The sequence below is a fragment of the Citrobacter sp. RHBSTW-00887 genome (assembly GCF_013728095.1).
GTDB lineage: Bacteria > Pseudomonadota > Gammaproteobacteria > Enterobacterales > Enterobacteriaceae > Citrobacter > Citrobacter braakii.
On the sequence record NZ_CP056267.1, the window covers coordinates 3,812,471 to 3,825,775 of the forward strand.

The 13,305-nt window shown below is 53.1% G+C and carries 12 protein-coding genes and 1 pseudogene; 9 read left to right on the forward strand and 4 right to left on the reverse strand.

Annotated elements, in window-relative coordinates; translation table 11 throughout:
• The 3 genes from HV314_RS18305 to HV314_RS18315 are packed head-to-tail and all read left to right on the forward strand — an operon-like array spanning position 1 to position 3,225.
• Entirely contained in the window at positions 1 to 609 is a 609-nt protein-coding gene (locus tag HV314_RS18305; RefSeq protein WP_016152185.1) for a DUF2291 family protein, read from the forward strand.
• Entirely contained in the window at positions 609 to 2,135 is a 1,527-nt protein-coding gene (locus HV314_RS18310; RefSeq protein WP_170973930.1) for a sugar ABC transporter ATP-binding protein, read from the forward strand. Before HV314_RS18305 ends, HV314_RS18310 begins: the two co-directional genes overlap by 1 nt.
• Position 2,136: 1 nt before the next feature.
• Positions 2,137 to 3,225, forward strand: coding sequence for an ABC transporter permease (locus HV314_RS18315; protein ID WP_016152183.1), 1,089 nt, complete (start codon positions 2,137 to 2,139; stop codon positions 3,223 to 3,225).
• Between the two features lie 82 nt (positions 3,226 to 3,307).
• On the opposite strand, the gene HV314_RS18320 is transcribed toward HV314_RS18315, so the two are convergent.
• Entirely contained in the window at positions 3,308 to 4,258 is a 951-nt protein-coding gene (locus HV314_RS18320; RefSeq protein WP_047358065.1) for a sugar-binding transcriptional regulator, read from the reverse strand.
• Between the two features lie 316 nt (positions 4,259 to 4,574).
• Between HV314_RS18320 and HV314_RS18325 the strand changes: the two genes are divergently transcribed.
• The 4 genes from HV314_RS18325 to HV314_RS18340 are packed head-to-tail and all read left to right on the forward strand — an operon-like array spanning position 4,575 to position 9,342.
• Positions 4,575 to 5,405, forward strand: coding sequence for a transketolase (locus HV314_RS18325; RefSeq protein WP_016152181.1), 831 nt, complete (start codon positions 4,575 to 4,577; stop codon positions 5,403 to 5,405).
• Positions 5,398 to 6,345, forward strand: a complete 948-nt coding sequence (locus HV314_RS18330; RefSeq protein ID WP_047358064.1) for a transketolase family protein — start codon at positions 5,398 to 5,400, stop codon at positions 6,343 to 6,345. Before HV314_RS18325 ends, HV314_RS18330 begins: the two co-directional genes overlap by 8 nt.
• 37 nt (positions 6,346 to 6,382) lie before the next feature.
• Positions 6,383 to 7,801 carry an L-fucose/L-arabinose isomerase family protein gene (locus tag HV314_RS18335; RefSeq protein ID WP_181546397.1) on the forward strand — a complete coding sequence of 473 codons (1,419 nt, stop codon included), beginning with the start codon at positions 6,383 to 6,385 and terminating at the stop codon, positions 7,799 to 7,801.
• A gap of 32 nt (positions 7,802 to 7,833) precedes the next feature.
• Complete coding sequence (locus HV314_RS18340; protein ID WP_181546399.1) at positions 7,834 to 9,342, forward strand: FGGY family carbohydrate kinase; 1,509 nt, start codon at positions 7,834 to 7,836, stop codon at positions 9,340 to 9,342.
• A gap of 75 nt (positions 9,343 to 9,417) precedes the next feature.
• Here the strand turns inward: HV314_RS18340 and HV314_RS18345 are convergent.
• Positions 9,418 to 10,122, reverse strand: a pseudogene (locus tag HV314_RS18345) (GNAT family N-acetyltransferase).
• Between the two features lie 169 nt (positions 10,123 to 10,291).
• Between HV314_RS18345 and HV314_RS18350 the strand changes: the two are divergent.
• Together HV314_RS18350 and HV314_RS18355 are read left to right on the forward strand one after the other, a co-directional pair.
• On the forward strand, positions 10,292 to 11,410 hold the full coding sequence (locus tag HV314_RS18350) for a YbdK family carboxylate-amine ligase (RefSeq protein ID WP_019076232.1): 1,119 nt from the start codon (positions 10,292 to 10,294) through the stop codon (positions 11,408 to 11,410).
• Between the two features lie 66 nt (positions 11,411 to 11,476).
• Positions 11,477 to 11,725 carry a DUF1158 domain-containing protein gene (locus tag HV314_RS18355; protein ID WP_016152175.1) on the forward strand — a complete coding sequence of 83 codons (249 nt, stop codon included), beginning with the start codon at positions 11,477 to 11,479 and terminating at the stop codon, positions 11,723 to 11,725.
• 21 nt (positions 11,726 to 11,746) lie between these two features.
• Here the strand turns inward: HV314_RS18355 and HV314_RS18360 are convergent, their stop codons facing one another.
• Both HV314_RS18360 and HV314_RS18365 read right to left on the reverse strand, forming a co-directional pair.
• Positions 11,747 to 12,088 carry a RamA family antibiotic efflux transcriptional regulator gene (locus HV314_RS18360; protein ID WP_003021996.1) on the reverse strand — a complete coding sequence of 114 codons (342 nt, stop codon included), beginning with the start codon at positions 12,086 to 12,088 and terminating at the stop codon, positions 11,747 to 11,749.
• A gap of 17 nt (positions 12,089 to 12,105) precedes the next feature.
• On the reverse strand, positions 12,106 to 13,218 hold the full coding sequence (locus tag HV314_RS18365) for an MBL fold metallo-hydrolase (protein WP_016152174.1): 1,113 nt from the start codon (positions 13,216 to 13,218) through the stop codon (positions 12,106 to 12,108).
• Positions 13,219 to 13,305: the final 87 nt, after the last annotated feature.

Consider the following 13,305-nt stretch of genomic DNA (forward strand, 5'->3'; position numbering starts at 1 on the left):
ATGTCGTTAACACAATGGGGTGCCGCGCTGGTTGGATGCGCCACCCTGTTGCTGACGGCCTGTACGGTAGTTGACCTCGACGAAAACGGCAAACCAATTATCCCGGCCGATCCTCAGGCCAAAGCCAGTTTCGACAACCAGACTCCCGATCAGATCGCGCAACAAACCTGGCAATCCCGCGTCCTGGAAGCGGCACAGCAACATGTTCTGGATGCTTCAGCGCTGACCACTCGCCTGAAGGCCCCCTCACCCGCTCCTGAAAGCGTGTTTGTACGCCTGACCAGCCAGATTGATAGCGTCGACACCACCAATGGGCGAGAGCACACCATCGTGGTGAGGGTCAATGATATGCCCGTCACGATTCAGATTGGCCCGGTAATGCGTGGCAATGCTATTCGCGATGCCAGTGGTTTCAAGTTTGAAGATTTTACTAACCAGGTTCAGTTTGCCCAACTGTCACGGGCTTATAACCGTGAAGCGGCGAAACAGTTACCCGCCGTAGACACTAGCTGGCAAGGGAAAACTGCCACGGTGCTGTTTGCCGTGACGTTGAATGCTGGAAAAGCGGAAAACGCAGCAGCACTGACGCTGGAACAGGAGGCTCACTAATGCGCAATACCTCAGCTGATGACATCATCCTGCGCACGCATGCCATTTCAATGCTGTTTCCCGGCACAATTGCACTGGACAGCGTCGATTATCAGGTCTGGCGTGGCAAGGTGAATGTGATTATTGGTGAGAATGGTGCGGGGAAATCGACGTTGATGAAGATCCTCGCTGGCGTTCAGCAACCCAGTAGCGGTGAGATGTCGCTCAATGGAAATCCCGTGCGCTTTGCCAGCACCCGGGATGCTGCGGCACATGGAATTGGTATGGTGCATCAGGAGTTAAACCTGTTTGAGAACCTCACCGTCGCGGAAAACATTTTCCTCGGTCGGGAGATTCAAAAAGGCATGGCCCCCATTAATGAGGCCGAGCAAGAAAAACGCACCGCGGAATTATTAACCCGGCTCGATCAGCCGATATCACCGCGCGACCTGGTTGGCAATCTCAAAGTAGGGCAGCAACAGCTGGTCGAAATCGCCAAAGCACTGGCTGAAGATGCAGATATCCTGATTCTTGATGAACCCACCTCAGCGCTCAGTAAAACTGAAGTCGAGATTCTGTTTCGCGTGATCCGTGAACTTACTCGCCAGGGCGTGTCGATAATCTATATCTCCCATCGTCTCGAAGAATTGATGGCAATTGGCGATGTGATCACTATTTTACGCGATGGTAAATTTCAAGCCGAAGCCAAGGTTAGCGACATCGATGTCCCGTGGATTGTGCGCGAGATGTTGGGCAGTGATCCGGTAAGCAACTTTCTCGAACCCGGCCGCACGTTTGGAGCTCCGGTTCTGGAAGCAGAACATATCACCTGCGTGAATACCGCTGGCAGCGCAGTCGTCAATGACGTCACCTTTAACGTTCATGCCGGTGAAATTGTCGGTATCTATGGACTTATGGGGGCTGGGCGAACCGAATTGTTCGAGTGCTTGTTAGGTACTGAGCGCAACTACCTCGGAAAACTGTGGCTCGACAGCAAACCGGTCCCGCAGCGCTTAACCACCGCCGATCGCATCCGTATGGGAATGAGTCTGGTGCCGGAGGATCGCAAGCGCACAGGGATTTTCCCCATTTCATCCGTCGCCACCAATCTGACCATTGCCAGCCTTTGGCGGCGTCTGCAACGTGGCTTTGCCATTGCCCGCAAAGATGAAGAGGCCGTGGTCGCCAGCACAATTGGCAATCTGTCGATAAAAGTCTCCTCGCCAGAGGTTGAAATTCAGGCGCTGAGCGGGGGGAACCAGCAAAAAGTGGTGATTGGTCGCTCTCTGCTCACCAATCCAAAAATTCTATTTCTTGACGAACCCACACGCGGCATCGATGTCGGGGCGAAAGCCGATGTGTTCCGCATGATGGTCCAGCTTTCCCAGCAAGGTATTGCTGTGGTCTTCTCCACCTCAGATTTAAAAGAAATTATGGCGGTTTCTGACCGCATTCTGGTGATGTCCGGCGGCAAGCTAACTGCCGATATCGCCCGCGATCGTGCCGAAGAATCGGCGCTGGTAACCGCAAGTGCTCAGGGGTTCTGATATGAAAACACTACAATCTGCCGCCATCGCGCCTCGCTCCACAGTCGCCTTCTCTCGGGAAAATATCCTGCTACTAATCCTAAAACTGCGCACTTTTATTGCACTGTTTTTAATCGTCGGGTTCTTTGCCTTCACCGTACCGGGATTTCTCTCTGGCGGCAGCATGGTCATTATGATCAAGCATATCGCCATTAACGCCTTTCTGGCGCTGGGGATCACGTTTGTCATTATTACCGCCGGGATTGATCTCTCAATTGGCGCTACGCTTGGGCTGTGCGGCATGGTCGCAGGATGGCTAATCACTAAAGGCATTGTATTGCCAATGTTCGGCATCGCAATTTTCCCCAGCGTCTGGGTGATTGTGCCTGTCGTCTTGTTGATTGGTGGGCTGATTGGCGCGGCGAATGGTTGGATCATCACCCACTATAACGTCGCACCGTTTATTTGTACGCTCGGAACCATGTACGTTTTGCGCGGGGCGGCGATGCTGACCTCCGATGGGCAAACCTTTCCCGGGCTTTCCGGCAATCCGCAGCTCGGCAATACCGGTTTTGATGAGATTGGTGCCGGTACACTGTTTGGGATTCCGTGGGCCATCTGGATGATGATTGTGCTGGCACTGGTCATTGCTTACGTCGCTCGTCGTCTACCTTTTGGTCGCCACGTTTACGCCATCGGGGATAACGAACGCGCTGCTGAGCTGTCAGGGGTAAAAGTAAAACAGGTGAAAATCTGGGTGTATACCCTATCCGGACTGTGTGCCGCGATTGCTGGAATTGTGGTCTCGGCACAGCTTTCCGCCAGCCATCCGGCCAACGGTACGGCATTTGAGATGAACGCCATTGCCGCAGTGGTTCTCGGCGGTACGTCACTGGCCGGTGGACGGGGCACGATTTTAGGCACGCTGATTGGCGCTTTCGTTATCGGTTTTCTGGCCGATGGTCTGGTGATGATGGGCGTCAGCGAGTTCTGGCAAATGGTGATTAAAGGTATCGTGATTATCGTCGCGGTCATCATCGACCAGATGCAAAACCGGATGCAGCAAAAAGCCGCGGTGGTAGCACAAAAGGCGGCGATGGAAAGTCAGTAATCCCCTCTGAAAAGTCTGATATGCACAACCAGACAGCTCCAGGGGCCTCCTGGGGCTGTCAATTGTTTAACTCACCGTGACATCACCCTTTCACCAGACTGCGGGCTGTCGGGTAGTCGGTGATCAATACGTCAATATAATTCCCCTGCAATGCCCCGCGTATCGCATTCTGTTTTTCCACACCACCAGCCAAAGCAATCACGTGGTTACACTCCCGGATCTGCGAAAGCTCCATTCCGATGACCGGGTCTTCCTCATGGCTGAGTACCGGGTTACCTGCTGCATCGTAATAATGCAGACAGATATCGCCTACTGCGCCGCGCTCGGCGAGCAGTCGCAACATTTCTTCGTTGTAGTAGTTGCCTGAGTTTTTCAGCAATTGAGAAGGCTCCAGTTCGCCAATACCGACAATTGCCACATCCACTTCAGCAAACTTTTCAACCACCGCGGCAACGTCAGGGCTGTTAACCAACCGTGTACGCTCTTCAACCGAATGCTCAATACTTTGTGAAGGCAGCAGCCAGGCCGGACAGCCAAGGTGCGCTGCCAACTGTTGCGTAAGAATCGTGGCCTGCACGTTACCATTCGGCCCTACGCCGCCCAGCAGTTGGATCACCCCCGCCGCACGGATATTTTGCGGGTGCATCTCATCGACCATACAGCGAATGGTGCTACTCCAGGAGGAAATTCCAACCAGGTCCTCGGCTCGCAAGCGGGTTTCAACGTAATGCGCCGCCGCACTGCCAATTGCATGCTTAATTTGCGTATTGCTGGGGTTGTCACCGACATCCACGACAATCGCCTGACGAATACCAAACTGCTCTTCAATGGCTTTTTCCAGCGCCACAAAGATATTGGTCGGCTGTACGACGGTGATTTTCACCAGCCCTTCTTTCTGACAACGCGTTAAAGCACGGGAGACAAAGGACTGCGACAAATGCAGCAGCGTGGCGATTTCAGACTGTTTTTTATTTTCGGCGTAGTAAAGCGTGGCAATCTTAACCAGCAACCGCTGTTCATCCTGCTTTGACATGGCATTCCCCCTGATAAACTGCCTGTTATTTTTATTCATACCTGAATAGATAACAAGTCATCAGTACCTTTCCAGTTATCACGTTAGTGTGATCCTTTTCTCTTTTCTCCAAAATTTGGTGGCACAAGCCGTAGACAAACCGCCAGACAAGGCATATCTTTAATTATGAATAATAAATCATTAGTGAATATTTATTCTAACCAATAACGACTGACTGTTTTATCTGCAGATTACGTGGTGGGTAGAGAGACAGTTGCACTACTGCACTCACATGGAATATTTATTCATTCAAGATTAAACATTCAAGAGGTGTCTTATGAATCCGTTTTCGCTCTCAATACCTGAGCTAGAAAAGAAAGCACGTGCCGTGCGTCGCCGCATTATCGTGTTGAATGCTGAAAGCCCGGCTGGCGGGCACACTGGCGCAGACCTGTCGCAGGTTGAACTGCTGACAGCACTCTATTTTCGCATCCTGAATTGCTCCCCGGAGATTAAAGAGAGCGACGAGCGCGATATCTACATCCAGTCAAAAGGTCACGCAGTGGGCGGTTACTACTGTGTCTTGGCAGAAGCCGGTTTTATTCCTGTGGACTGGCTGGCGACCTATCAACACGCAGATTCGCATCTGCCTGGGCATCCGGTAAAACATAAAACGCCAGGAATTGAATTGAATACCGGAGCTCTTGGTCACGGTCTGCCGGTTGCAGTAGGGATTGCGCTGGCGGCTAAACGCAGCAACAGCAAACGCCGGGTGTTTGTCGTCACCGGTGATGGTGAATTGGCCGAAGGCAGCAACTGGGAAGCAGCACTGGTCGCTGCCCACTATAAACTGGATAACCTGATTATCATCAACGACAAAAATAACCTCCAGCTTGCCGGATCAACCAAAGAGATCATGAACACCGATCCGCTGGATGAAAAATGGCGAGCCTTCGGTATGCAAGTCACAGAGTGTCGCGGGAACGATATGAGCGATGTGGTGCGCACGCTGGAAGGATTAACCCCTGAAGGCAAGCCATATGTCGTCATTGCACACACCACCAAAGGAGCCGGGATCTCTTTTATCCAGGGCCGCCCGGAATGGCACCACCGCGTGCCAAAAGGAGAAGAAGTTGAACTGGCGCTGGAGGAACTGAAAGATGCGTAATAGCGAACACCTCGCCACCGTCATGGTGAACACGTTAATTGCCGCGGTCAAACGTGGAATGGATGTTGTGCCGGTGGTGGCTGACTCAACATCAACAGCAAAAATCGCCCCATTTATGAAGGAATTTCCCGGTCGTCTGGTCAACGTGGGTATTGCCGAACAGACGTTGGTCGGTGCTGCTGCCGGACTGGCGCTGGGCGGTAAAATCGCCGTCACCTGTAACGCTGCGCCCTTCTTGATTTCACGGGCCAATGAGCAAATTAAAGTCGACATTTGCTACAACAATACCAACGTGAAGTTGATTGGCCTGAACGCAGGGGCCAGCTACGGACCGCTCGCCAGTACGCACCACAGCATTGATGATATTTCCGTGCTACGCGGTTTTGGCAATATTGAGATTTACGCCCCGTCCTGTCCGGTGGAATGCCGACAGATTCTCGACTACGCCTTAAGCCACATAGGTCCGGTTTATATTCGCCTGGATGGCAAAGCCTTACCCGAATTACACGACGAAAACTACCAGTTCGCGCCGGGTAATATCGATATTTTGCGAAAAGGAAAAGATGTCGCACTGGTGGCAATGGGCTCAACTGTGCATGAAATTGTCGAGGCTGCCACAGTGCTGGAACAGGCGGGTATTGACGCCAGCGTAATCAGTGTACCGTCAATTCGTCCCTGCAATACCCAACAGTTACTGGCAGCTTTAACCCACTGCAAGGCAGTGGTTAGCGTGGAAGAACATAACATTAATGGCGGCGTGGGAAGTCTGGTGGCTGAAGTGCTGGCAGAAGCTGGCTGTGCTATTCCACTGCGTAGATTGGGGATTGCCGATGGCCAATATGCAATCGCAGCCGATCGTGCAGCAACGCGCGCACGCCATGAAATTGACGCGGCGGGTGTCGTGAAAAACGCCACCGCACTGTTGCTGGCAACACGATAAAACAATAACAACAACAGAACACTTACTGGAGAAAGCGATGTCACGAATTCCTCATCAGTTGACCATGGCGGTGATTATTGGCAATCGGGGATTTTTCCCGAGCTATCTGGTTGCTGAAGCCCGCGAACAAGCCAGCGTGCTCTTTGAGCGGCTGGGCATTAACACCATAATGCTCAACGAAACGCAGACAGAACTCGGCGGTGTTGAAACCCGTCAGGATGCGAAAGTTTGTGCTGAACTTTTCCGCGCTCACCGCGACAAGATTCACGGTGTGGTGGTACTACTGCCGAACTTTGGCGATGAAAAAGCGATAGCGGAAACGCTGCGACTTTCCGGTTTAGATGTCCCGGTTCTGATCCAGGCGCAGGAAGACAACCTGGATAAAATGGGGCTTGCCACTCGCCGTGACAGCTTCTGCGGCAAGATCTCCCTGTGCAATAACATGCGCCAGTACGGTATTCCGTTTACGCTAACCACCCAGCATGTCTGCGACCTGTCAGGCGAGGTGTTTGCACAAGACCTGAAACGTTTCGAACAAATCTGTCGCGTGGTCGCCAGCATGCGCGGAGTTCGCGTCGGCGCTATCGGCGCACGTCCAGCCGGGTTTAATACCGTCCGTTACAGCGAAAAATTGCTCGAAAGACTGGGTATTGCCGTCGAAACACTGGATCTGTCTGAAGTCTTTACCCGCATCAAACGACTGCGCGACGACGATATCCGGGTGGATGAAAAACGCCGCCTGTTGATGGATAACGCCGACGCCAGCGCCATTCCAGCCGACAAACTGGTCACCATGGCAAAACTGTTTGTCGTTATCAGCGAATGGGTCATCGCTAATGATATTGATACGACTGCCATCCAGTGCTGGACATCGCTGCAGGAAAATTTAGGCATCAACGTGTGCTCAATCATGAGCGTGATGTCCGGGCAGTTAATGCCCAGTGCCTGCGAAGTGGATGTGATGGGCGCGTTGTCAATGTACGCCCTCACCAGCAGCAACTTAAGTCCAGCATCCATTGCCGACTGGAACAATAATTTCGGCGACGATCGTGATAAATGCGTTCTTTTTCACTGCGGTAATTTCGCATCAGCCAGTCTGGACAGCCCGAAGATGGGGACGGCGGATATCATCGGTACCACCGTCGGTAAAGAGAACACCTGCGGTGCAGTTCATGGTCGTATGAAAAGCGGTGCCTTGACCTACTTCCGCCTGAGTACCGACGATTTAACCGGCGAAATCAAAGCCTACGTCGGCGAAGGACTATCGGTTGACGATCCGCTGGACACTGTCGGCTGCCGAGCGGTAATCCAGGTGCCTCATCTGGAGAATCTACTGGCCTGGATTTGTCGTAATGGCTTTGAGCATCACGTGGCAATGAACCATTCCGCCAGCGCAGAGGTGCTGCATGAAGCTTTCACCCGCTATCTCGGGGTGGATACCTTTTTCCATCGCTAATACTCAGGGAAACCGAAGGGCTGGAGAAAACAATGTCAGCACAAAAAGACATTATTATTGCGCTTGATGAAGGCACCACCAATGCCAAAGCCGTAGCGCTGGATGGTCAGGGAAACGTAGTCGCGAAGTTCTCCCGCGCGCTGGCGATCCACACGCCCCGTGAAGGCTGGGTTGAACAGTCAGGTGATGCACTTCTGGACGCATCGCTGGATGTTGTGGCACAAGCCATTGCCTGCGTCGGCGCACAACGCGTCGCAGCGCTGGCGATCAGCAATCAACGTGAAACGGCGATAGGCTGGTATCGTGCCAGCGGTCGCCCTCTCGGCCCTGCTATCACCTGGCAATGTTCGCGCACGGCCGATTTTTGCCGTGCATTACGTGAACAGGGGCACGAGGCGTACATAAAATCCATCACCGGATTACCCGTTGCCCCACTCTTTTCCGCCTCTAAAATGCGCTGGCTGCTGGAGTCAGTTCCCAACGGTATGACGCTCGCACAGCAAGGGGAAATATGTCTCGGGACCATCGATAGCTGGTTACTGTGGAACTTAACGCACGGCGAGGAATTTCGTTGCGACATCTCCAACGCTTCACGCACGCAGTTGCTCAATCTCAACAGCGGACAATGGGATAACAAGATGTTGGCTCTATTCGGTATTCCGCAGCAGGCGTTGCCCGAAGTTTGCCCTTCCAGCCACCATTTTGGCGTAACAAAAGGTCTGGAGAGGATACCTGATGGAATCCCTATTCTGGCGATGATTGGCGACTCTCATGCTGCGCTTTTTGCCCATGGGTTGGGTATGGAAGGCTGCGTCAAAGCGACCTATGGCACCGGATCTTCCATTATGGCACCCGTATTCTCGGCGCAGTCCGAGGTGAGCGCGCTGGCAACGACCATTGCCTGGCATGACGCTGACACCCTGGTCTACGGACTGGAAGGTAATATTCCGCATACGGGAGATGCCGTCGCATGGATGGCCGATAGCACAGGTCTTAGCGAATTACCGGAAGAGCAACTGCTTCATGAGCTCAATACGCTGCCCGCCACGGTTGACTCCACACTGGGCGTCTATTTTGTTCCGGCCCTTACCGGGCTGGGCGCGCCCTGGTGGGATGAAGATGCCCGGGGGTTGATTCACGGTCTCAGCCGCGGAGTGAAACGCGCACATCTGGTACGTGCTGCCCTGGAGTCGATTACCTATCAGATTGCCGATGTTGTTTTAGCGATGCGCCAGCACAACGGTTTTCGACTCAGCGCGTTAATGGTTGATGGCGGGCCAACAAAAAATGACTGGCTAATGCAGTATCAAGCCGATTTATTGGGCTGTCCGGTGATGCGCAGCGATATCCCTGAACTTTCCGCTATCGGTGCCGGATTGCTGGCACGCAAGAAGCTGCAAGGTGCATCTACCAGCCAGTTGCGAGATTATCTGCCCGATCACGTATCGTTCCAGCCAAACATGGCGCGCCATGGGAGATTGCAAAAACGCTGGCATGAATGGCAAGGAGCCGTCGAACGCACCCGTTGGCAAACCCGTTAATAAATCAACGCTAATGATAAATGCGCCCGCAGCCATAACTGACTGTGGGCGCACTGTTAATTCTTCAAAAGCGAGCTACTGCGGCTGACACGCCGCCAGAGATCGGCGTTGCTGCCCTTTTTCATCGAAGTTGTCGGCAGCCAGCCAGCGCTGCAAAACAGCGTCGCACTGGGGCCATTCACTATCAATCATCGATAACCAGTCGCTGTCGCGATTACGCCCCTTGCGCACAATCTTCTGGCGAAAACGTCCTTCGAAGATAAACCCAAGGCGCTCCGCCGCCCGACGGGAAGCCGTGTTCAGAGAGTCACATTTCCACTCCACGCGACGATAGCCCAACGCAAACGCCTGGCGCAGCAACAGCCAGATGCTTTCGGTGCCGAGTACCGTATTTTTCATGCGCGGTGACCAGGTTACATGACCAATTTCAACCGAACCATGCTCCCGTTCGATCGCCATAAAGCACACCAGTCACACCGCACGACCGGAACGCTGTTCAATGACAGCATAGGGAACCAGAGATGCATCCGTGGATTTGCCCTCTACCCAGCAAGCTGTGGCCTCAACGCTCGTGGGGCGAGAACTTGCAAGCCAGGTCCAGTCGCGATCGTCTGGCGCCTGCGCGTAAGCATCAAAAAGATCGGCGGCATGGCTGTCGGCATCCAGGGGAACCAGTCGACAATATTGCCCTGCAAGTTCTTCCCGCGGCAGTACGGCGGCACCATTCCAGTCAGGCACAATATCGCCGACGGTCTGTCCGTAAAGATTAATTTCCGGCACGATTCAACCCCTGTTGCGAAGTAAAAAATAGTTATAACACCGGCCATTTCGCCTTCAAAGCATCGCGGGGGGATTTCTGACAACGAACAGAAAATCAGCGGCCCTTCTATATGCAGCTTGCAAGATGACGCGTCTATACTGATTAAAAATCAACGCTGAAGAGAACACTATGTCCCTACCCGATTTTCATGTTTCAGACCCTTTTACGTTAGGCATTGAACTGGAAATGCAGGTGGTCAATCCTCCGGGCTACGACCTGAGCCAGGACTCTTCCCGACTGATTGACGCCGTAAAGCCGCAGCTCACCGCCGGAGAAGTAAAGCACGATATCACTGAAAGTATGCTGGAGATGGCGACCGGGGTTTGTCGCAATATCGACCAGGCGAGTGCTGAATTATCCGCCATGCAGCAGATAATCTCACGGGTTGCTGCCGAGCATCACCTCGCCATCTGTGGCGGCGGTACGCATCCGTTTCAAAAATGGCAACGTCAGGAAGTCTGCGATGACGAACGCTATCGGCGCAACCTGGAAAATTTTGGCTATCTTATTCAGCAGGCGACGGTATTCGGCCAACATGTGCACATCGGCTGTGCAAACGGCGATGATGCTATTTACCTCCTGCACGGCCTGTCGCGATTTGTTCCCCATTTTATTGCGCTCTCTGCCGCCTCACCTTATATGCAAACGTCCGACACGCGGTTTGCCTGCGCGCGGCTGAATATTTTCTCTGGATTTCCCGATAATGGCCCGATGCCGTGGGTGAATAACTGGCAGGAATTTGAGGGGTTATTTCGTCGACTGGCTTACACCAGCATGATTGATAGCATTAAAGATTTACACTGGGATATCCGCCCCAGCCCGCACTTTGGTACCGTAGAGGTTCGCGTCATGGACACTCCGCTAACCCTTGAACACGCAGTCAATATGGCGGGACTTATTCAGGCTACCGCCCACTGGTTGCTCACTAAACGGCCATTCAAGCACCAGGAGCGTGATTACCTGCTGTATAAATTTAACCGTTTTCAGGCCTGCCGCTTTGGCATGGCGGGAATTATCACCGACGTCAATACCGGCGATGGGCACCGCCTGTCAGATGACACGCTACGGCTACTGGAGAATGTCGCCGCTTCTGCGGACAAAGTAGGCGCGACCAGCGCGATCGAATCCTTACGCCTGCAGGTTAAAAATGGTCATGATGAAGCGCAGAGCATGCGTGATTTCGTCGCCGACGGCGGATCACTAAGTGGTCTGGTGAAAAAACATTGTGAGATTTGGGCCGGGCTGTAAGCGTGGCGTTTGCGTTGCCCACAGAGATCCCGGACAATGGCTTTTTAACTCAAGTTTAACAATGCCATGAAACACCCGCTTGAATCACTGATGACCGCCGCAGGGATCCTGCTGCTGGCTTTTTTGTCTTGCCTGCTGCTGCCCGCCCCCTCACTGGGCATTGTGCTGGCGCAAAAACTCGTCGCCACCTTTCATCTAATGGATCTCAACCAATTTTATACTTTGCTGTTTTGTCTGTGGTTTTTACTGCTGGGGGTGATTGAATATTTTGTACTGCGTTTTATCTGGCGGCGCTGGTTCTCGCTGGCGGATTAGGCCCGCGAGAACCCTTTGCCGTTAATGCGTTCGGCTATGATTTTCTTTGCGATACGCGCCCGGCGGCTGGCTGAACGTACGGGTGAAAATTCGCGTAAAGGTCTGCTGCGAATCGAATCCGTATTTCAAACAGATGTCATACACTTTCTGGTCGGTATCGCGTAGATCGCGCGCCGCCAATAGCAGCTTACGCTCGCGGATGTAGCGCCCGAGGCTTTCGCCTTTGTACTGCATAAAAAGACGCTGCAGGTGCCATTTGGAATATCCCGCATGGCGTGCAATATCATCAATGCGCAATGGCTGATTCAAATTATCATCAATCCATTCAACAATCGTATCAATGACCTGAGCAGAAATCGTCATCATGCTCTCCCCTGTATTCATTGAGTCGCCTGTTGCCACCAGGCCGTAAACGGTTGGTCCGGTTCGGACAGTATTACCGGTTCACCCAGCATTGGCGTCAGTAGTCGGTAATCCTGACGACGGCTGGCAAGCGCCAGTCGTTTGTAGGGATCATCCCAGGTATGTTTCGCCAGAACGAAACGGCCGGCATGCCCTGGCAACACGGCTTTCGCATGCAGATCGGCCGCGGCCTGCGCCGTCTCTTCAGGCATCATGTGAATAAACTTCCAGTCCTGGTCATATTGACCGTTCTCCATAATCGCCAAATCAACCGAGCCAAACTGCTCACCGATGGCTTTAAAATGCGGTCCATAGCCGGAATCTCCGCTGTAATAAACGTTCTGCTCCGGCGTTTCGAACATGAAGCTCGCCCATAGCGTCTGGTTGCGCTTGATACCGCGCCCCGAAAAATGACGAGCAGGCAGCACATGAACGATCAGCGAATCCGTCACTCTGACGGACTGATTCCAGTCCCGCTCTTCGATTATCTCGCTGCGCATCCCCCAGTAACGCAGATGCGACCCTACGCCGAGCGGCGTAATCACCCGCTTAATTTTCGGCATTAACGCCTTGATAGTGGCGAGATCCAGATGGTCATAGTGATCGTGCGAGATAATGAGCAGATCGATCTCCGGCATCGTCTGCGCAGTCCACGGATAATCCCCGGCAAAGGCTTTGTTCAGGAATGAAAACGGTGCGGCATAATTGCTAAATACCGGATCAATCAGGATACGTTGACCCGCCAGCTGCAAATACCATGAGGAGTGGCCCAGCCAGACCAGAGTATCCTGCTGTGGCGAAAGTCCGGCGAGATCGGTTGCCACCAGCGGTAACGGCTGCGCCGGGCGCGCATTATCACGCTTAGCGACCAGAAACTCCCACCAGGCCGCCAGCATGCCTTTGTTGCCGGTATAGCCCGGTGTCGGCACCTGGTTATGAAACTGTCCATCACGATAGTGAGGTGACTGTTCAACCAAACTCAGTTGTGCCCCTTGCGGGGCCTGACCAAACCCGGCATTGAGTACAAACGGTAAACTTGCAGCTGCGGCAATAAGCATAATAACAACCACACAAACTGTGAGACGCTTCATATCCTGACCTTAAACGCGCCCCTTTCCGCTGGTTTGCGCGACTGACTCTTGATTATGAGTGAGTAAGCACTCATTATAGAAATCGAA

Coding starts and splice junctions, on each gene's coding strand:
- HV314_RS18335 (WP_181546397.1), top strand. CDS start 6,383: ATGTCACGAATTCCTCATCAGTTGACCATGGCGGTGATTATTGGCAAT.
- HV314_RS18355 (WP_016152175.1), top strand. CDS start 11,477: ATGAAACACCCGCTTGAATCACTGATGACCGCCGCAGGGATCCTGCTG.
- HV314_RS18340 (WP_181546399.1), top strand. CDS start 7,834: ATGTCAGCACAAAAAGACATTATTATTGCGCTTGATGAAGGCACCACC.
- HV314_RS18350 (WP_019076232.1), top strand. CDS start 10,292: ATGTCCCTACCCGATTTTCATGTTTCAGACCCTTTTACGTTAGGCATT.
- HV314_RS18310 (WP_170973930.1), top strand. CDS start 609: ATGCGCAATACCTCAGCTGATGACATCATCCTGCGCACGCATGCCATT.
- HV314_RS18330 (WP_047358064.1), top strand. CDS start 5,398: ATGCGTAATAGCGAACACCTCGCCACCGTCATGGTGAACACGTTAATT.
- HV314_RS18360 (WP_003021996.1), bottom strand. CDS start 12,088: ATGACGATTTCTGCTCAGGTCATTGATACGATTGTTGAATGGATTGAT.
- HV314_RS18365 (WP_016152174.1), bottom strand. CDS start 13,218: ATGAAGCGTCTCACAGTTTGTGTGGTTGTTATTATGCTTATTGCCGCA.
- HV314_RS18325 (WP_016152181.1), top strand. CDS start 4,575: ATGAATCCGTTTTCGCTCTCAATACCTGAGCTAGAAAAGAAAGCACGT.
- HV314_RS18320 (WP_047358065.1), bottom strand. CDS start 4,258: ATGTCAAAGCAGGATGAACAGCGGTTGCTGGTTAAGATTGCCACGCTT.
- HV314_RS18305 (WP_016152185.1), top strand. CDS start 1: ATGTCGTTAACACAATGGGGTGCCGCGCTGGTTGGATGCGCCACCCTG.
- HV314_RS18315 (WP_016152183.1), top strand. CDS start 2,137: ATGAAAACACTACAATCTGCCGCCATCGCGCCTCGCTCCACAGTCGCC.